This is a genomic window from Micromonospora sp. NPDC057141 (genome assembly GCF_042670805.1).
In the GTDB taxonomy this organism is placed as follows: Bacteria; Actinomycetota; Actinomycetes; order Mycobacteriales; family Micromonosporaceae; genus Micromonospora.
On record NZ_JBHUVA010000080.1, the window covers coordinates 1 to 18,669 of the forward strand.

Genomic DNA, 18,669 nt, shown 5'->3' on the forward strand with positions numbered 1-18,669 from the left:
TCACGATCAGCCAACGTCAGCATGTTGCGCACGGCGGGCATCCTGTCCCACCGAACCACCAAGATCAAGTGCTACGACTGACTGAACTCGCCGTCTCTTGGCCCGGCGGGCGTAGAAGTCCGTCAGCGCGACCCGGCCGGTCCGGTTCTGTTCGGACAGCAGTTGGGCGGTGATGAGGTAGCCCGAGATGACGAAGAAGACGTCGACGCCGACGAAGCCGCCGGAGAGCGCCGGCACGCCGGCGTGGAACAGCATCACCGTCACCACGGCGACCGCGCGGATTCCCTCGATGTCGCCGCGGAATCTGGTGCGCGGCCGGTCAGGCGGGCTTGCGTGGCCCGGCTCGCCGACGGCCGGCGGTGGCGCCGGCCGTTGGGGGTCGGCGGGTCGGGCGGGCGCTGAATGCGCCGCGTCGGCTGGAGTGGACATCATTCCTCCTGAGAGGCATTCAGGCAGCTTGACATAGGCCTATGAGTATGCGGCTGGCTGCATTCTTGGCCATATTCGACAGGGAATCGTTCTGTTGTCGAGACGTGTGGCGTCGTGAATGCTGTGACATGTCGTGAATGGATACCTGGCCGGCCCTGCCGGATCGCAGCCGTGGAGAAGCTCGCCGGTCGTTGGACTGCCGGGAGGTCGCGATGTTCGGCGCGTCTTGTCGACGACCGCTTTCGGCGGGAAGTCGAGATAGTTGCGGCAATGGCCGGATACCTAATTTATTCGAGCTAATTGAATGCATTCTGAGAGATGTTCCGTAACGCCCATTGGTGCTTCTTTCCGCCTATGTCCTTCCGCTCACCGCTCACCGCTCACCGCTCACCGGCCGCCGGCCGCCGACTGTGGCCGACCGTGCTTGGCGTGGTGAACCCGGACAGGCTGCGGCAGCAGTTCGCTGGCGTCGCGGATCAGCGTCAGGCCCATTCCGGGGCTGGCCTGCGGGGCCCGCCCGCTCAGCCGCCCGGCGGTGGTGCGGTGCTCTCGCGTACCACCAGGCGGGTGGAGACCAGGGTCGTGCCGGTCTCCGGCACGCCGGTGCGGACCTGGCGCAGCACCGCCTCGACGCAGCGGCGGCCGACCTCCGCGAAGTCCTGGTGGACGGTGGTCAGCGGCGGGATGAACGCGCCCGCGTCGGCGATGTCGTCGAAGCCCACGACGCTGACGTCGCCGGGCACCGCCCGGCCCCGGCCGTGCAGCGCGCGCAGCACCCCGAGGGCCATCTGGTCGTTGGCGACGAAGACCGCCGCGCAGTCGGCCTCGTCGGCCAGCTCGAGGCCGGCGCGGTAGCCGGACTCGGCCGACCAGTCGCCGCGGCGCACCGGCGGCACCGGGCGGCCGTGCTCCTCCAGCGTCGTACGCCAGGCCAGCGCGCGCCGCTGCGCGGCGAACGACTCCCGTGGCCCCGCCACGTGCCACACCGTGCGGTGCCCGAGGCCGAGCAGGTGGTGCACGGCCTGGCGGGCGCCGTCGGCCTGGTCGGTGTCGACGACGCGGTAGCGGTCGCCGGCGTCGGAGTCGACCACGACGACGTGCACGCCCGGCGGGACGGCGACGGTCGCCGCGTCGAGCAGGTGCACCTCCATGATGACGATGACCGCGTCGACGGCGAGTTCGCCGAGCCGGGTGAAGGCGCCGAGCAGGTGGTCCTGGGTGGGGGCCCCGACGGGGATGAGGGTGATCACGTAGCCGGCGTCGGCGGCGTGGGTGGCGATCGCCTCCAGGGTGCGGCTGTTGCCGGTGCTCGACAGGGTGAACAGGATGACGCCGATGGTGCGGAACTCGCCGTACTTGAGCGCGCGGGCGGCGCTGTTGGGGCGGTAGCCGAGCTGCCGCATCGCGGCGAGGACCTGCTCACGGGTGCTGTCGACGACGCCGGGGTGGCCGGTCGAGACGCGGGAGACGGTCTGCGAGGAGACGCCGGCCAGCCGCGCCACGTCGGCCATCGAGACGCCCCGCCGCCGTCCGGCGCGGGGCCGGCTCGCGCCGGGCGGCTCCTGCGCCGCCCCGTCGGGCCCGGACGGACTCATCCCGCCTCGCTCCTCTCACCCCGGCCGCAGCCGATGCCTTCCGGCCCGTTCCGCCTTCGCCGTCGTGGTGGCGCGGCGCAGCCCAGTATGCCGGCCACGCTTGACGGGCCACCGACCGACTGGCAGCATCGCACCACTCGATGTTTGCGTAAACATCAAGGCAGCGCGCCCGCCGCGACGACACGCGGCGCGGTCCACCGGCTCACCACCACCCGTCGGAGGAGACCGTCCACATGAGCAGACACCCGTCCCGTCGAGGGCTGGCCGCCGCGATCACGGCGGCCGTCGTCACCCTCGGCGTCGCCGCCGTGCCCGGCGCCGGACCCGCCGCCGCCGCGCCGGGCAGCGGATCCGCCGCCGGGACCACCGGCGCGTCCACGCCCGGGGCCGCCGCGCCGCCGGTGGTCACCGTCCGCCCCGACCCGTCCTACCAGGGGCAGGAGTTCCAGGGGTGGGGCACCAGCCTCGTCTGGTTCGCCAACGCCACCGGCGGCTACCCGGAGGAGATCCGGCAGCGCCTGGCCGACCTCGTCTTCGGCGAGCAGGGCCTCAACCTCAACATCGCCCGCTACAACATCGGCGGCGGCAACGCCCCCGACGTCCCCGACTACCTGCGCCCCGGCGGCGCGGTGCCCGGCTGGTGGCAGGCCCCCGAGGGCACCACCCGCGCCGACACCGACTGGTGGGACCCGGACGACCCGCAACACTGGAACCCGGACGCCGACCAGGCCCAACGCTGGTGGGTCGACCGGATCAAGGGCGACGTCACCCGGTGGGAGACGTTCAGCAACTCGCCGCCGTGGTTCCAGACCGTCAGCGGGTACGTCTCCGGCGGCCTCGACTCCGGCGCCGACCAGATCCGCGCCGACCGGGTCGACGACTTCGCCACCTACCTCGTGCGGGTCACCCAGCAGTTGGAGGCCGCGCACGGCATCACCGTCGACACGATCGACCCGCTCAACGAGCCGAACACCACCTACTGGGGGACCCGGCTGGGTGCCGACGGCAACCCGGTCGGCGGCCGGCAGGAGGGCGCCCACGCCGGCCCCGCCCTCCAGCAGCAGGTCATCCGGGCGCTCGCCGCCGAGCTGCGGGCCGCGGGCAGCAGGACCGCCGTGTCCGCCATGGACGAGACCAACCCCGGCACGTTCGCCACCAACTGGAACGCCTACCCCGACGACGTACGCGACCTCATCGCCCAGCTCAACGTGCACACCTACGGCACGGGCCAGCGCACCACCGCCCGTGACATCGCCAAGGGCGAGGACAAGCCGCTGTGGATGAGCGAGGTCGAGGGCTCCTGGGGCGACGGGCACAGCCTGACCAGCATGGCCCCCGGCCTCGGGATGGCCCGGCACCTGGTCGACGACCTACGCGAGCTGGAACCGTCGGCGTGGGTGTTCTGGCAGCCGGTCGAGGACTACGACAACATGAAGCCCGGCGGCGAGTTCCCGCAGGGCTCCAACTGGGGCAGCATCCAGCTCCCGTTCGACTGCACGGCCGCCGACACCCTGCAGACCTGCCCGATCTACACGAACACCAAGTTCGACACCGTCCGCAACTTCACCCACCACATCCGCCCCGGCGACCGGCTCGTCGCCGTGAACGACACCTCCAGCGTCGCGGCTGTCTCCACGGGCCGCCGGGCCACCGTCGTGCACGTCAACGACAGCACCGCCGCCCGTACCGTCGCACTCGACCTGTCGGCGTTCGGCGCCGTCGCCGCGAACGCGACCGTGACCCCCGTCGTCACCAGCGCGGACGGGGCGCTGCGGCGCGGCACTCCCGTCGCCGTGCGCAACCGCACCGCCCGGGTGGACGTGCCCGCCCAGTCGGTGACGACGTTCCTCGTCACCGGCGTCTCCGGGGTCGCCCCCGGCGCGGCGCTGGTGCGCGACGGCCACGTCTACCGCCTCACCGGCGTGCAGAGCGGCCGTTCCCTCACCCCGGCCGGCGGCACCAGCTCCGGCGCGGTCATCCGCACCACCGACCCGGCCAGCGCGGCCCAGCTGTGGCGGTTCACCCGGCTCGCCGGGGGCACCGGCAACCGGGCCCGGTACGCCGTCGCCACCGCCGACGGCGCCCGTCAGCTCGCCGTCGTCGACCAGGCCGTCACCCTCGTCCCCGCCGTCGCGGCGCCCGGCCCACAGGCACAGTGGATCCTGTCCACCACCGGCGACGGGACCTACACCCTCGTCAACGTCGACTCCCGGCGCCTGCTGGAGGTCGGCGGCCAGGCCACCGGCGACGGCGCGGCGGTCACCACCTGGCTGGCCAACTCGGGGGCCAACCAGCGCTGGCGGGTCACCGACGAGACGGTCCTCGGGATCGCGCCCACCGACGCGTTCACGGTTCCCGGGGTCGCCCCGACGCTGCCGGACACCGTCGCCCCGATCCACCGCGACGGCGCCCGGGGGACGCTGCCGGTCACCTGGCGGCTGCCCGCCGCGTCGACCTGGAATCGGCCCGGCACCGTCCGGGTCACCGGCCACGCCACCGACGCCCTCGGGCGTACCCACGTCGCCCGGGCCACCGTCGTGGTCGACACCCTCGTGGCGACGCAACCCACCCGGGCCAAGGCCGCCGCAGGCGGCGAGCCGAAGCTGCCGGCCACGGTCACCGCGGTGGCCCGGCGGGGCGCGACGGTGCAGCGCCCGGTGCTCTGGCAGCCGCCCCCGGCCGGCGCGTTCGACGCCCCCGGCGTCGTCACCCTCGCCGGGCAGGCCGACGCCGGTGACGGGCGCACCCTCGCGGCCACGGTGCGGGTCCAGGTCACCCCGCCGGTCGAGGAGCGGACGACCCCGGCCGGCGTCACCGCCACCTTCACCGAGCCCGGCTACTCGCCGGACGGCCTGGCCAACGGCGTCCTGACCGACAAGGCCTGGTCGAACTGGCGGTCGGGGGCGAAGAACCCCACCGACACGCTCACCGTCACACTGCCGGAGCGCCGGACCCTCACCCGGGTCGTCACCCACTTCTACCGCGACGGCTCCGACAGCTATCCGCAGAGCCTGCGGATGCAGGTCCGCGACCCGCAGGGCGGCTGGGTCGACGCGGGCGCGCCGGTGGCCGTCCCGACCGGCACGACGAACGCCCCCGCCGTCGACGTGGCGGTGCCCGCCACCACGGACGCGGTGCGGGTCGTGCTCACGGCACACCCGGACCGGCACATCACGGCCAGCGAGATCGAGGTCTTCGCCGCCGCGCCCGGGACGTCGTCCGACGCGTCCGCCGCCGGCATCGCCCTCGACGGGGTCCCGCTGGCCGGCTTCGACCCGGAGAAGCTGTCCTACACCGTGGCCCGCCGGGGCAAGCTGCCGTGCGTCACCGCCGTGGCCGCCGACCCGTACGCCACCGTCGTCGTGCGCCAGCCGAAGGCCGGCAACCGCACGGCGACCGTGTCGGTGACCAGCGAGGACGGCTCGCAGTCGCGCACCTACACGGTGCGCCTGCGGCGCTGACGCCGGCCGGCCCGAGGTGCGGCGGCGGGTGGCGACCGTGGCCGTCAGGTGCCGGCGGGGGAGCGGGGGCCGGGCACGCGCCCGTCCTCCGCCCCCTCCGGCGCCAGGCGCAGGATCGCCCGCCCGCCGTCGCCAGGGCCGTACTTCTGGTCGAACAGCCGGGCCACCCGGGCGGCCGGCATGCGGTCGCCGTCGGCTGGCTCCACCAGCGCGTACTCGCGCGCCTCCGCCGCCCGGGCGTGCGGGGGAAGCTGCGCCCGGACGGTGAGCGGACGGGCCAGCCGCAGCGCCCGGCAGTCGACGTAGTGCTGACCGTCCACCGAGACGTACTCCGCCGGCATCTCGACGACATCGGAGTGGTCGTGGCGCAGTGTGATCGTCGTCGACCAGTACCGGTCCAGGGGCAGGGTGGCCTGTTCGTGCATCCACAGCTCCTCGAACCGGGCGTGCACGAACCCGCCCCACGGGCTGTCCATGTCCACCTCCAGCTGCGGCACGTTGAACGACAGCTTGCCGATCGGGAAGAACGAGATCAGCGCCCGCGCGTCCCACTGATAGAGCTGGATCGACGGCGACGCGTCGTAGACCCGGACCTGAAGGCGGGACCGCAGCGAGGGCTCCAGCGACTGCCGGAAGGCGGCCAGGTGCCGCAGGTTGGCCCGGATCTGCCCGGGGACGTCGATCCGCTGCCGCTCCAACTCCTCCCCGCGCTGCTGGGCGGCCGTGCAGTCCGGGTCGAGCAACAGCAGTTGCACCGTCGCGCCCTTGGCCAGCACCGCCAGCATCGCCCGCAGGGTCGCGTCGCGTTGCCCGCGTTCCAGCAGGATCGTCCAGGTGTCGAGGATGCGCACCCGCCGGCGGCTGTGCTGGAGCCGTTCGACGAACCCTTTCCGGTCGAAGCTCAGGTGTTCCTGCACCCGGGCCCGGCGGGCCTCCTCGAAGAGCGGATCGAAGACCGCGTACGAGATCGCGGCGAGCACCACGCTCGCGCCGAGGTTGAGCAGCAGCTCGCTGAGGAAGCCGGCGCTGCGCCACGCGGCCAGGAGCATGCCGACGGCGGCCCCGAGCAGCGCCCCGCCGACCAGGAGGGATCGCCGCTGCCGGCGGGACCGCCCCCGTCTCGCCCCGCTCATCCGCCGCATCCCGCACCCTCCCGGTCAGGTCGCCCGCGCCACGCCCGTTGATCGGCCGGAGACCGAGAGGATACGTGCCCGCTTTACCGCCCGCTGTCCCGTTGGTGACTGTCGTGGCGGCGGGTCGAGGGCCGCCGGTGACCCGCACCGCATCGCCGCCACGGCCGTTGCCACCGTCCCCGCTGATCCTCTACGGTCTGGTCAGCGGTTGGCGGTGCGGTCCGTTCCCAGCCCCCACACCGCTGCGCGGCCGTAGGATCGGGCCGGGGCCGGTGGGGTCCCGGGGCGAACCGCCGACGGCCGGCGGCGGTCACGTGCGACCCCCTCTCGTCCGGCGCCCGTCGACGCGCGCCGCGACTGCGGGAGCGCACGCCGGACCGCCCGGAGGTTTCCGTGTTCCTCAGCCCCCACGAGCAGGATCGCCTGCTCGTGCACGTCGCGGCGGACGTCGCCCGCCGCCGCCGCGAGCGTGGCCTGCGCCTGAACTATCCCGAAGCCGTCGCCCTGATCACCGCCTTCCTGCTGGAGGGCGCGCGCGACGGGCGGTCGGTCGTGGACCTGATGTCGGCCGGTCGCGGCGTGCTCGGCCGCGACGACGTGCTCGACGGCGTCCCGGAGCTGCTGAAGGAGGTGCAGGTGGAGGCGACGTTCCCGGACGGCACCAAGTTGGTGACGGTGCACCACCCGATCCCGTGATCCCGGGCGAGGTGCTGCCCGGCGACGGCCCGGTCGAGATCAACGCCGGCCTGCCGGTGACCACCCTGCTGGTGGTCAACACCGCCGACCGGCCGGTCCAGGTCGGCTCGCACTACCACTTCGCCGAGGCCAACCCCGGCCTGCGCTTCGACCGGGCCGCCGCGTACGGCCAGCGGCTCGCCGTGCCCGCCGGGACGTCCGTGCGCTTCGAGCCGGGGGTCAGCCGCCAGGTGGAGCTGGTGCCGCTGGGCGGAGCCCGGATCGTCGCCGGCCTGCGCGGCGAGGTCGCCGGCCCGCTGGACGCGAGCCCGGCCGTCGCCGGGCCGCCGGACGCGGCCCCGACCGTCGCCGCAGGGCCGGACGGGGGGTCGGACCGGTGAGCGAGCTGGACCGGCGGCGCTACCTCGACCTGTACGGGCCCACCACGGGCGACCGGATCCGGCTCGCCGACACCGACCTGCTCATCGAGGTGGAGGTCGACCACTGCGTCGGCGGCGACGAGATGGTCTTCGGCGGCGGCAAGGTGATCCGGGAGTCGATGGGCCAGTCCCGGGCCACCCGCGCCGAGGGCGCCCTCGACACGGTGATCACCGGCGCGGTGGTGCTCGACCACTGGGGCGTGGTCAAGGCCGACGTCGGGCTGCGCGACGGCCGGATCGTCGCGCTCGGCCGGGCCGGCAACCCGGACACGATGCCGGGCGTCCACCCGGACCTGGTGATCGGCCCGGCGACCGAGGTGATCGCCGGCAACGGGCGCATCCTCACCGCCGGGGCCGTCGACACCCACGTGCACTTCATCTGCCCGCAGCTCGTGCACGAGGCGCTGACCAGCGGCATCACCACCCTCGTCGGCGGGGGCACCGGCCCGGCCGAGGGCACCCGGGCCACCACGGTCACCCCGAACGCCTGGCACCTGGCCCGGATGCACGAGGCGCTGGACGCGTTCCCGGTGAACGTGCTGCTGCTCGGCAAGGGCAACACCGTCTCCGGCGAGGCGCTGTGGGAGCAGCTGCGGGCCGGCGCGGGTGGCTTCAAGCTGCACGAGGACTGGGGGACCACCCCGGCGGCCATCGACGCCTGCCTGCGGGTGGCCGACGCCTCCGGCGTGCAGGTCTCGATCCACACCGACACCCTCAACGAGGCCGGGTTCGTCGCCGACACGCTGCGCGCGATCGCCGGGCGGGCGATCCACTCGTACCACACGGAGGGGGCGGGCGGCGGCCACGCGCCGGACATCATCACCGTCGCCAGCGAGCCGAACGTGCTGCCGTCGTCGACGAACCCGACCCGCCCGTACACCCGCAACACCCTCGCCGAGCACCTCGACATGCTGATGGTCTGCCACCACCTCAACCCGGCGGTGCCGGAGGACCTGGCGTTCGCGGAGAGCCGCATCCGCCCGTCGACGATGGCCGCCGAGGACCTGCTGCACGACCTCGGCGCGATCTCCATCATCGGCTCCGACTCGCAGGCGATGGGACGCATCGGCGAGGTGATCACCCGCACCTGGCAGAGCGCGCACGTGATGAAGAAGCGGGTGGGGGCGCTGCCCGGCGACGGGCGCGCCGACAACCACCGGGCCCGCCGCTACGTCGCGAAGTACACGATCTGCGCGGCGATGGCCAACGGCCTGGAGCGCGAGGTGGGGTCGGTGGAGCCGGGCAAGCTCGCCGACCTGGTGCTGTGGGACCCGGCCTTCTTCGGCGTACGCCCGCACCTGGTGCTCAAGGGCGGCATGATCGCGTACGCGCAGATGGGCGACGCGAACGCGTCGATCCCGACGCCGCAGCCGATGCTGCCCCGGCCGATGTTCGGCGCGCACGGCGTGGTGCCGGCGGCGACCAGCCTCGCGTTCGTGGCCCCGGCGGCGCTGGAGGCCGGCCTACGCCTCGACGTGCGCCGGCCGCTGGTCCCCGTGGCCGACGTGCGGTCGCGGGGCAAGGCCGACCTGCCCGAGAACGGGGCCATGCCGCGCATCGAGGTCGACCCGGACACCTTCACCGTCCGGATCGACGGCCAGGTGGTCGAGCCGGACCCGGTGCCGGAGCTGCCCATGGCCCAGCTCTACCACCTGTTCTGACGACGATGACGAGCATGCTGCTCCTGCTCGCCGACGGGCGGTTCCCGGCCGGCGCGCACGCCCACTCCGCCGGGCTGGAGGCCGCCGTCGCCGCCGGGCTGGTCACCGACCTGGCCTCGCTGCGCGGCTTCCTGGTCGGCCGGCTGGCCACCGGCGGGCTGGTCGCGGCGGCGTTCGCGGTGGCGGCGCACCAGGCGGCGGCGGCCGGGGACCCCCGGCCAGCGCTGGCCCGGCTCGACGTCGAGCTGGACGCCCGGACGGCCGCCCCGGCGCTGCGCGCGGTCTCCCGCCGGCAGGGCCGGGCCCTGCTGCGCGCCGGGCGGGCGCTGTGGCCGGGCGGGCCGTTCGCCGCCCTGCCGGCCGACCCCACCGGGCCGCACCAGCCGCTGGTGCTCGGGCTGGTCGGGGTGGCCGCCGGCCTCGACCCTGCCGAGCTGGCCACCGCCGCCGCGTACGGGTCGGTGACCGGTCCGGCGAGCGCGGCGGTGCGGCTGCTCGGCCTCGACCCGTACCGCGTGCACGGGTTGCTCGCCGCCCTGACGGCCGACGTCGACGCCACGGCGGCGCGGGCGGTGGCCGCCGCCGCCGGGCCGCCGGAGTGGCTACCGGCCGGCTCGGCCCCCCTCACCGACATCCACGCCGAAGTCCACACCACCTGGGAGGTGCGTCTCTTTGCGTCCTGAATCCGTTCCCGTGACCTCGTCGCACGACGAGGACGTCCCCCACACCCACCCCGAGCCCGGGGTCGACCCGCACGCCCCGCTGCCGCCGGCCGCCCGGCCGCTGCGCATCGGCATCGGCGGCCCGGTCGGCTCGGGCAAGACCGCCCTGGTCGCCGCGCTGTGCCGGGCGTTCGCCACCGAGCTGCGCCTCGGCGTCGTCACCAACGACATCTACACCACCGAGGACGCGGACTTCCTGCGCCGGGCCGGAGTGCTCGACCCGGCCCGGATCCGGGCGGTGGAGACGGGCTGCTGCCCGCACACGGCGATCCGCGACGACATCGGCGCGAACCTCGACGCGATCGACGAGCTGTGCGACGCGGTCGGCCCGCTGGACCTGGTGCTCGTGGAGAGCGGCGGGGACAACCTGACCGCCACGTTCAGCCGGGGCCTGATCGACCGGCAGATCTTCGTGGTCGACGTGGCCGGCGGCGACAAGGTGCCGCGCAAGGGCGGGCCCGGGGTCACCGCCGCCGACCTCCTGGTGATCAACAAGACGGACCTGGCGCCGATGGTCGGCGCGGACCTCGACGTGATGGACCGCGACGCGCGGGCCCGGCGCGGCGACCTGCCGACGGTCTTTCTGTCCATCGTCGGCGACCCGGAGGCGACCCGGGTGGCCGGGTGGATCCGGCACGAGCTGGCCCACCACCGGGCCGCCGTGGCCGTCGGCTGATGCGCGCGCGGGCCCGGGTGGTGGCGTGCGCCGACGGTCGCGGCGGGACCCGCCTCACGGAGCTGCGCGGTGAGTCGCCGCTGCTGCTGCGGTCCACCGCCGCCGAGGGCGGGCTCGCCACGGTGTACGTCGTGGGCGGCGCGGCCGGCCCGCTCGGCGGCGACGACCTGCTGCTGGAGGTGGAGGTGGGCCCGGGCGCGGCGCTGCGCGTCGGCAGCGTCGCCGCCTCGGTGGCGCTGCCCGGCCGGCCCGGGGCGGCGTCCCGGATGCGGGTGCACGCGGTGGTGCAAGCCGGGGCCACCCTGCACTGGGTGCCGGAGCAGCTCGTCGCGGCGGCCGGCTGCGACCACATCGCCGAGGCGCGGGTCGAGCTGGCCGCCGGTGCCCGGCTGACCTGGCGGGACGAGCTGATCTGCGGCCGGTACGGCGAGTCCCCGGGCGACGCCGTCGTCCGCACGTCGGTGGACCATGACGGCCGGCCCCTGCTGCGCCAGTCGATGGCGGTCGGCCCGTCGGCGCCCGGCTGGGCGGGGCCCGCCGTGCTCGGTGGCGCCTCGGCGACCGGCTCGCTGCTGCTCGTGGAGCCGGACGCCCCGGCCGGCCCCGGCGCGCTCGCACCGGCGACGATCCCCCACCAGAGTGGACCACGCCGGCCGGTGACCGGCGACGACGGCGGGTCGGTGGCCTGGCTGCCGCTGGCCGGTGGCCCGGCGGTGCTGCTCACTGCCACCGCCGCCGACGCGCACACCCTGCGCGAGCGGCTCACCCCGGCCTGACCGGCCCGGCTGCCGCTGCCGTCGCCGCTGCCGCTGCTGTCGCCGCTGCCGCTGCGGTCACTGTCGCCGCTGCCGTCGGCATGCCCGTGTCGTCGCGTGGCCGGGCGGTGGGCCCGGCGGGCGTCAGCGGGCCGCGACGCGGGCGCGCGGGCCCGCCGCCGCGCCGACCGGGCGGCGGTCGGCGGACAGCCGGTCGACCAGCGCGGCCAGCGCCCCGGCCAGCGCCAGGTCGTCGCCGGTGGTCAGGTCGGCCAGGTCCGCCCGGACCAGGGCGTCGAGGCGTTCCTGCTCGCGCCGGCCCCGGGCGGTCAGGTACGCGCGGATGCGCCGCCGGTCCTGCGGGTCGATCCGCCGGTAGACCAGGTTCTGGTCGACGAGCTGGTCGACCAGCTTGGTCAGCGTCCCCGGCGGCAGGGACTCCTCGGCGGCGACCTCGCTCATCGGGTGCCCCTGCCCGTCGGCGAGCAGGCACAGCACCCGCCACGCCTCCACGGAGAGGCCCTCGGCGGCCAGGACCGCGCCGACGCGCCGGGCGAGCAGCCGCTCGGCACGGGTCAGCGCACGCAGCAGGTCGACGGGCGTCGCGGGCACCTCGGGCATGGCTCTCCCCCGTTCGGTGGGGCTGTCATCGTACCGAAAAGGTCCCGCATCGTGACCGGGTCTGGTGTGGGCACCGGCCGGCGGCAATCATGTCGTCATGTCCGTGCCGGCAGGGCGTCCGGCTGGTGCGCCGCATCCCCAGCCGGGGCAGACGCTCGAGGTCCCCGCGCCCTGGCTCACCGTGGACCGGTCGGTGGTCAGCGTCGCGCTGGTCTACCCGATGCGGGGGCCCGCCGGGATGTTCGGCCCGACCTGCGAGCTCTGCGCCCAGCTCGCGGTGGAGGAGATCAACCGCGACGGCGGGGTGCTTGGCCGTGAGTTGCGGCTGGTGCCCGTCGACGGCGGCGCCGACCCGGCCGAGGTCGCCGCCGAGGTGGAGGCGCTGGTGTCGACCGGCGCGGTGCAGGGGGTCACCGGCTGGCACATCTCGTCGGTGCGGCAGGCGGTGGCACCACGGGTCGCCCACCGGGTGCCGTACGTCTACACGGCGCTCTACGAGGGCGGCGAGCACACCGAGGGGGTCTTCCTGACCAGCGAGACGCCCGACGCGCAGCTCTGGCCGGCGATGCGCCTGCTGGCCCGCGAGCAGGGTGTGCGCCGGTGGTACGTGGTGGGCAACGACTACGTGTGGCCCCGCCGCACGGCCCGCGCCGCCCAGCGGTACGCCCTGCGCAGCGGGGCGCGGGTGTGCGGGCAGTGGTTCCTGCCGTTGGACGCCCACGACTTCGGTCCCGTCCTGCGTGCCGTCGAGCAGGCCGAGGCCGACGGGGTGCTGATGCTGCTGGTCGGCGCGGACGCGGTCCGGTTCAACCGGGCGTTCGCCCGCAGCGGCCTGGACCAGCGCTGCCTGCGGCTGAGCACCCTGATGGACGAGAACATGCTGCTGGCCAGCGGCGCGGGCGCGACCCGCCGGCTGTACAGCACGGCCGGGTTCTTCGCCGGCCTGGTCACCCGGGAGAACCTCGACTTCCACGGGGCGTACGCCCGCCGGTTCGGGGTGGAGGCGCCGCCGCTGGGCAGCCTGGGTGAGTCCTGCTACGAGGGCGTGATGCTGCTGGCGGCGCTGATCGCCCGGGCCCGGACCCTGGACGTGCGGGCGATCGGGGCCGCCGCCGAAGCGGTGTCGTACCAGGGGCCGCGGGGGGAACTGCGGCTGCGGCGGCGGCACGTGTGCCAGCGGATCTACCTGGCCGAGGCCGACGGGCTCGACTTCGCGGTGCTGGCGGAGCTGTAGGCGCGCTTGACAGCCGGCTGGGTGACCCCGCTAAAATCCTTCACGCAGGAAGTAACTGACTTGCCACGCGTTTCGCCGAAATGGCGTTCAGGCGCATGGTCAACCGTTCTTCCGAATGGTTGATGTCGGCCGTCCCCGTTTCCGTGAATCCTCCGGATGTGGTGGCGGCCTTTTGTGGTTTCGCCCTGCTGAACTGACCTTACCGGCCGTTCGGGAAACAGGCAATTAAGAGCCGGGAAACGTGGCTGCAATGAATCGGGCAGAGGCTTTGCCCTGCCCGAAGTCCACTGCGGATGATCGACCGGCGTCCCACCCGCTGGCCGGCCCTACCGCCCGATGTGACACCTGTGACCGCACCGCTTCACCAATCACCAATGGCAATGCAGCCCCACCGACAGGGTGGGTGGTCGTCGCTCCACGCATACCGCAGGGGAGATTGCATGTCACTGTTCCGGGGCCGCCGTATCCTGGCCGGCGCCATGGCCGTCGTCGTCGCGTCCGCGCTGGCCGCGTGCGGCAGCAAGACCTCCGACAACACGTCCGGCGCGGGCGTCAGCGCCGACGTCTCGGGCGACACCGTCAAGGTGGGCCTGCTCAACTCGCTCTCCGGCACGATGGCCATCAGCGAGGTCACCGTCCGCGACTCGATCATGCTGGCCGTGGAGGAGATCAACGCGGCCGGGGGCGTCCTCGGCAAGAAGATCGTGCCGGTCGGCGAGGACGGCGCCTCGGACTGGCCGACCTTCGCCGAGAAGGCCGAGAAGCTCATCTCCGAGGACCGCGTCGCCGCCGTCTTCGGCTGCTGGACCTCCGCCAGCCGCAAGGCCGTCAAGCCGGTGTTCGAGAAGAACAAGGCGCTGCTGTTCTACCCGGTGCAGTACGAGGGCCTGGAGCAGTCGCCGTACATCTTCTACACCGGAGCGACGACGAACCAGCAGATCGTCCCCGGCCTGGACTATCTCAAGGCGCAGGGCAAGAAGTCGGTCTACCTCGTCGGCAGCGACTACGTCTTCCCCCGCACGGCCAACAAGATCATCAAAGCGTACGCGAAGGCCAACGGGATGACCGTCCTCGGCGAGGACTACGCCCCGCTCGGCTCCACCGAGTTCGGCACCATCGTCAACAAGGTGAAGTCGGCCAAGGCCGACGCGGTGTTCAACACGCTCAACGGCGACAGCAACGTGGCGTTCTTCAAGGAATACACCTCCGCCGGACTCAACGCGACCAGCATGCCCGTGGTGTCCGTGTCGATCGCCGAGGAGGAGGTCAAGGGCATCGGCACCCAATACCTGAAGGACCAGCTGACGGCCTGGAACTACTACCAGACCACGCCGGGCGGGGTGAACGCGAAGTTCGTCGCCGCGTACAAGGCGAAGTACGGCGCGGACAAGCCGACCAGCGACCCGATGGAGGCCGCGTACGTCGCCGTGTACCTGTGGAAGGCGATGGTCACCAAGGCCGGGTCCTTCGACGTGGAGAAGGTCCGCGCCGCGGCCGACGGCATCACCTACGAGGCCCCGGAGGGCCTGGTCACCGTGGACGGCCCGACCCAGCACATCGCCAAGACCGCCCGGATCGGCAAGGTCGGCGCGGACGGGCTGATCACCGAGGTGTGGAACTCCGGCGAGCCGATCAAGCCCGACCCGTACCTCAAGAGCTACCCCTGGGCGACCGGCCTGAGCTGACCACCCGGCCCGGGCGGCCCCGTGCCGCCCGGGCCCCACCCCTCCTCGGAGCGCTACCGTGACAGTCCTGTTCGGACAGCTCTTCACCGGCGTCAGCATCGGCGCGGTCCTGCTGCTCGTCGCGCTCGGGCTCGCGCTGACCTTCGGCCAGATGAACGTCATCAACATGGCCCACGGCGAGTTCATCATGGCCGGCGCCTACACCACCTACGTGCTCCAGCAGACGATCACCTCGGCCGGCTGGTCGCTGCTGGTCGCCCTGCCCGTCGCCTTCGCGGTGGCCGGCGCGCTGGGGGTGCTGCTGGAGGTGCTGCTCATCCGCCGCCTCTACGCCCGGCCCCTGGACACCCTGCTCGTCACCTGGGGCGTGTCGCTGATGCTGCAACAGGCCGCCCGGGACGTCTTCGGCAGCCCCAACGTGCAGACCCGCGCGCCCGCGCTGCTCACCGGCAACGTGGCGCTGCCCGGCGGGATCACCGTCGCCAACAACCGGCTGTTCATCCTCGGCCTCGCCGTGGCGGCCGTGGTGGCGCTGACCCTCGCGCTGCGGCTCACCCCGCTGGGCCGCCGCATCCGCGCCGTGGTGCAGAACCGCGACCTCGCCGCCGTCTCCGGCATCGCCACCGCCCGGGTCGACCGCACCACCTTCTTCGTCGGCTCCGGGCTGGCCGGCGTCGCCGGGGTCGCGTTGACCCTGCTCGGGCCGATCGGCCCGACGATGGGCACCAACCTCATCATCGACGCCTTCCTGGTGGTCGTGGTCGGCGGCATCGGCCAGCTCAAGGGCAGCGTGATCGTCGCCTTCGCCCTCGGCGTGCTCCAGGCAACCGGTGAGTACCTCACCACCCTCAGCGTCGCCAAGGTGATCGTCTTCGTGGCGATCGTCGCGTTCCTCCAGTGGCGGCCCCAGGGCCTGTTCACCCTGCGCACCAGGAGCCTGGCTTGACAACCGTGACCGGCACGACCACCGCCACCGGCGAGCCCGCCGCCCCGCCGCCGCCCGCGCGCCGCCGCCCCGGCGGCCGGGCCCGCGCGGCGCTCGGTTTCGCGGCCGGCGCGGCGCTGCTGTTCGGCGCGGCCCCGCTGCTGCTGTCGGACTTCCGGCTGGCGCTGCTGGCCAAGTACCTCTGCGTGGCGATGGTCGCCGTCGGCATCGGCATCGCCTGGGGACGCGGCGGCATGCTCACCCTCGGCCAGGGCGTCTTCTTCGGTCTCGGCGGCTACGCGATGGCCATGCACCTCAAGCTCGCCGACGCGGGCCCCGGCACGCTGCCCGACTTCATGCAGCTGTACGGGCAGCTCGACGAGCTGCCGTGGTGGTGGCGGCCGTTCGCCAGCCCCTGGTTCGCCCTGCCCGCCACCGTGCTGCTGCCCATGGCCGTCGCCTTCGGGCTCGGCTCGCTGGTCTTCCGCCGCCGGGTGCGGGGCGCCTACTTCGCCATCCTCAGCCAGGCCCTGGCCGCCGCGATGGTGATCCTGCTGGTCGGCCAGCAGGGCACCACCGGCGGCACCAACGGCCTGACCGACATCCAGGGCTTCTTCGGCTACGACCTGGACGACCCGGTCAACCAGCGCACCGTCTACTTCCTGATCGCCGCCGCCCTGCTGGCGCTGCTCGCGCTGGCCCGCCAGCTCATCCACAGCCGCTACGGCGAGCTGCTGGTGGCCGTGCGCGACGGCGAGGAGCGGGTCCGGTTCCTCGGCTACGACCCGGCCACCGTCAAGGTCGTCGCGTACGTGGTGGCCGCCGGGATGGCCGGGCTGGCCGGGGCGCTGTTCGTCCCCGCCGTGGGCATCATCTCGCCCGCCCTGATCGGCATCGTGCCGTCCATCGAGTTCGTCATCGGCGTCGCCGTCGGCGGTCGGGCCACCCTGCTCGGCCCGGTACTCGGCGCGGTCGCGGTCGCCTGGGCCCGTACCGCGCTGTCCGAGCGGTTCCCGGGCACCTGGACGTACCTGCAGGGGCTGCTGTTCGTGCTGGTGGTCGCGTTCCTACCCGGCGGCCTGGCGTCGCTGTGGGCGTTGGCCCGCAACCGGCGCGCGGAGCCCGACCGGCCCCCGTGGTGGCGACGGAGCCTGCCCGCCGGGCGCGGCCGGACCCGGACGGAGGTGCCGGCGGCATGACCGGCGGACCGACCGACGGCCTGCGGGTGCGGGACCTGCGGGTCAGCTTCGACGGCTTCACCGCCGTCGACGGCGTCGACCTCGACGTGCCCGCCGGCGACCTGCGCTTCCTCATCGGGCCCAACGGCGCGGGCAAGACCACCCTCGTCGATGCCGTCACCGGGCTGGTCCGGGCCACCGGCTCGGTCCGCTTCGGCGACCGGGAACTGCTCGGCCGGGGCGTGCACCGCGTCGCCAGGCTCGGCGTGGGCCGCACCTTCCAGACCGCCGCCGTGTTTGAGGAGCTGACCGTCGCGCAGAACCTCGACATCGCCGCCGGGGCCGGGCGGAGCTGGTGGACGCTGGCCCGCCGCCGGCGGCGGCTGCCCGACGAGGTTGTCGCGGCGCTGCACACCATCGGCCTCGCCGACCGGGCCGACCAGCTCGCCGGCACCCTCGCCCACGGGCAGAAGCAGTGGCTGGAGATCGGCATGCTGCTCGTCTCCGACGCCCGGCTGCTGCTGCTCGACGAGCCGGTCGCCGGGATGAGCCACGACGAACGCGACGCCACCGGCGCCCTGCTGGAGACCGTCAGCCGGGACCGTACCGTCGTGGTCATCGAGCACGACATGGACTTCCTGCGCCGCTTCGCCCGCAGCGTGACCGTGCTGCACGCCGGGCGGGTGCTCAGCGAGGGCACCGTCGCCCAGGTCCAGGCCGACCCCCGGGTGCAGGAGGTCTACCTCGGCCACCCCGTCGACGCTCCCACGGAGGCGTGATGTTGACACTGCGCGGCGTGCACGCCGGGTACGGGCGAAGCCAGGTGCTGCACGGCGTGGACCTCGCCGTCCCCGCCGACGGGGTCGCCGCCGTGCTGGGCCACAACGGGGCCGGCAAGAGCACCCTGCTGCGGGTCGCGGTGGGCCTGCTGCGGCCCCGCGCCGGCACCGTCGAGCTGGCCGGGGAGGACGTCACCCGGCTCGCCCCGCACCAGCGGGTCGCCCGGGGCATGGCGTACGTGCCGCAGGGGCAGCAGTGCTTCCCGCACCTGACGGCGGGGGAGAACCTGCGGTTGGTCGCCGACGGCCGGCGCGACGGCGCGGCGGCCACCGCCGAGGCGCTCGACCTGTTCCCGGCGCTGCGTTCTCTGCTGCGCCGCCGGGCCGGGCTGCTCTCCGGCGGCCAGCGCCAACAGCTCGCCATCGCCCGGGCGCTGATCACCCGGCCGAGGCTGCTGCTGCTCGACGAGCCCACCGAGGGCATCCAGCCCTCGGTGGTCGCCGAGATCCAGGACCGCGTCGTCGAGCTGACCGCCCGCGCCGGCATCCAGGTGCTCCTCGTGGAGCAGCACCTGGGCTTCGCGCTGCGGGTCGCCCAGCGCTACTACGTGCTGGAATCAGGCCGGGTCACCTCGACCGGCGACGGCGGGGCCACCGCCGAGCCCGCCGTGCGCGCCGCGCTCGCCGTGTGACCCGCCCC

At 74.0% G+C, this 18,669-nt stretch carries 17 protein-coding genes; 13 read left to right on the forward strand and 4 right to left on the reverse strand.

What is annotated here, in order from left to right:
- Positions 1–6: 6 nt before the first annotated feature.
- Together ACFT41_RS27380 and ACFT41_RS27385 are read right to left on the reverse strand one after the other, a co-directional pair.
- The gene (locus tag ACFT41_RS27380; protein ID WP_377614028.1) at positions 7–432 is read right to left on the reverse strand and encodes an acyltransferase family protein; all 426 of its coding nucleotides are present in this window, start codon (positions 430–432) and stop codon (positions 7–9) included.
- Positions 433–950: 518 nt separating this feature from the next.
- Positions 951–2,024, reverse strand: a complete 1,074-nt coding sequence (locus ACFT41_RS27385; RefSeq protein ID WP_377589333.1) for a LacI family DNA-binding transcriptional regulator — start codon at positions 2,022–2,024, stop codon at positions 951–953.
- Between the two features lie 233 nt (positions 2,025–2,257).
- Between ACFT41_RS27385 and ACFT41_RS27390 the strand changes: the two genes are divergently transcribed.
- Positions 2,258–5,485 (forward strand): glycoside hydrolase, encoded by a 3,228-nt coding sequence (locus ACFT41_RS27390; RefSeq protein ID WP_377589334.1) that lies wholly within the window; start codon positions 2,258–2,260, stop codon positions 5,483–5,485.
- A gap of 44 nt (positions 5,486–5,529) precedes the next feature.
- On the opposite strand, the gene ACFT41_RS27395 is transcribed toward ACFT41_RS27390, so the two are convergent.
- The gene (locus tag ACFT41_RS27395) at positions 5,530–6,618 is read right to left on the reverse strand and encodes a hypothetical protein (protein ID WP_377589335.1); all 1,089 of its coding nucleotides are present in this window, start codon (positions 6,616–6,618) and stop codon (positions 5,530–5,532) included.
- Between the two features lie 393 nt (positions 6,619–7,011).
- On the opposite strand from ACFT41_RS27395, the gene ACFT41_RS27400 reads away from it, so the two are divergent.
- The 6 genes from ACFT41_RS27400 to ACFT41_RS27425 are packed head-to-tail and all read left to right on the forward strand — an operon-like array spanning position 7,012 to position 11,568.
- Complete coding sequence (locus ACFT41_RS27400; protein ID WP_377589336.1) at positions 7,012–7,314, forward strand: urease subunit gamma; 303 nt, start codon at positions 7,012–7,014, stop codon at positions 7,312–7,314.
- Positions 7,311–7,694 (forward strand): urease subunit beta, encoded by a 384-nt coding sequence (locus tag ACFT41_RS27405; protein ID WP_377589337.1) that lies wholly within the window; start codon positions 7,311–7,313, stop codon positions 7,692–7,694. The genes ACFT41_RS27400 and ACFT41_RS27405 overlap by 4 nt, the downstream gene beginning before the upstream one ends.
- Positions 7,691–9,394: an urease subunit alpha gene (locus ACFT41_RS27410; RefSeq protein WP_377589338.1), complete on the forward strand. Its 1,704-nt coding sequence runs from the start codon at positions 7,691–7,693 to the stop codon at positions 9,392–9,394. The genes ACFT41_RS27405 and ACFT41_RS27410 overlap by 4 nt, the downstream gene beginning before the upstream one ends.
- A gap of 5 nt (positions 9,395–9,399) precedes the next feature.
- Positions 9,400–10,077 carry an urease accessory protein UreF gene (locus ACFT41_RS27415; RefSeq protein WP_377589339.1) on the forward strand — a complete coding sequence of 226 codons (678 nt, stop codon included), beginning with the start codon at positions 9,400–9,402 and terminating at the stop codon, positions 10,075–10,077.
- 10 nt (positions 10,078–10,087) lie between these two features.
- Positions 10,088–10,792, forward strand: a complete 705-nt coding sequence (gene ureG / locus ACFT41_RS27420; protein ID WP_377589340.1) for an urease accessory protein UreG — start codon at positions 10,088–10,090, stop codon at positions 10,790–10,792.
- Complete coding sequence (locus tag ACFT41_RS27425; protein ID WP_377589341.1) at positions 10,792–11,568, forward strand: urease accessory protein UreD; 777 nt, start codon at positions 10,792–10,794, stop codon at positions 11,566–11,568. The genes ureG and ACFT41_RS27425 overlap by 1 nt, the downstream gene beginning before the upstream one ends.
- A gap of 123 nt (positions 11,569–11,691) precedes the next feature.
- Here the strand turns inward: ACFT41_RS27425 and ACFT41_RS27430 are convergent, their stop codons facing one another.
- Positions 11,692–12,168 (reverse strand): MarR family winged helix-turn-helix transcriptional regulator, encoded by a 477-nt coding sequence (locus ACFT41_RS27430; RefSeq protein WP_377589342.1) that lies wholly within the window; start codon positions 12,166–12,168, stop codon positions 11,692–11,694.
- A 97-nt stretch (positions 12,169–12,265) separates the two neighbouring features.
- Here ACFT41_RS27430 and ACFT41_RS27435 point away from each other — a divergent pair, with 97 nt between their 5' ends.
- From ACFT41_RS27435 to urtE, 6 genes are all read left to right on the forward strand, one after another.
- Positions 12,266–13,402: a substrate-binding domain-containing protein gene (locus tag ACFT41_RS27435; protein WP_377589343.1), complete on the forward strand. Its 1,137-nt coding sequence runs from the start codon at positions 12,266–12,268 to the stop codon at positions 13,400–13,402.
- Positions 13,403–13,842: 440 nt separating this feature from the next.
- Entirely contained in the window at positions 13,843–15,087 is a 1,245-nt protein-coding gene (gene urtA, locus ACFT41_RS27440) for an urea ABC transporter substrate-binding protein (RefSeq protein WP_377589344.1), read from the forward strand.
- 58 nt (positions 15,088–15,145) lie between these two features.
- Positions 15,146–16,033 (forward strand): urea ABC transporter permease subunit UrtB, encoded by an 888-nt coding sequence (gene urtB, locus ACFT41_RS27445; RefSeq protein WP_377589345.1) that lies wholly within the window; start codon positions 15,146–15,148, stop codon positions 16,031–16,033.
- Positions 16,034–16,038: 5 nt separating this feature from the next.
- The gene (gene urtC, locus ACFT41_RS27450) at positions 16,039–17,211 is read left to right on the forward strand and encodes an urea ABC transporter permease subunit UrtC (RefSeq protein WP_377614029.1); all 1,173 of its coding nucleotides are present in this window, start codon (positions 16,039–16,041) and stop codon (positions 17,209–17,211) included.
- Positions 17,208–17,969, forward strand: a complete 762-nt coding sequence (urtD, locus tag ACFT41_RS27455) for an urea ABC transporter ATP-binding protein UrtD (RefSeq protein ID WP_377587180.1) — start codon at positions 17,208–17,210, stop codon at positions 17,967–17,969. Before urtC ends, urtD begins: the two co-directional genes overlap by 4 nt.
- Positions 17,969–18,661 carry an urea ABC transporter ATP-binding subunit UrtE gene (gene urtE, locus ACFT41_RS27460; protein WP_377587179.1) on the forward strand — a complete coding sequence of 231 codons (693 nt, stop codon included), beginning with the start codon at positions 17,969–17,971 and terminating at the stop codon, positions 18,659–18,661. The genes urtD and urtE overlap by 1 nt, the downstream gene beginning before the upstream one ends.
- The last annotated feature ends 8 nt before the right edge of the window (positions 18,662–18,669 follow it).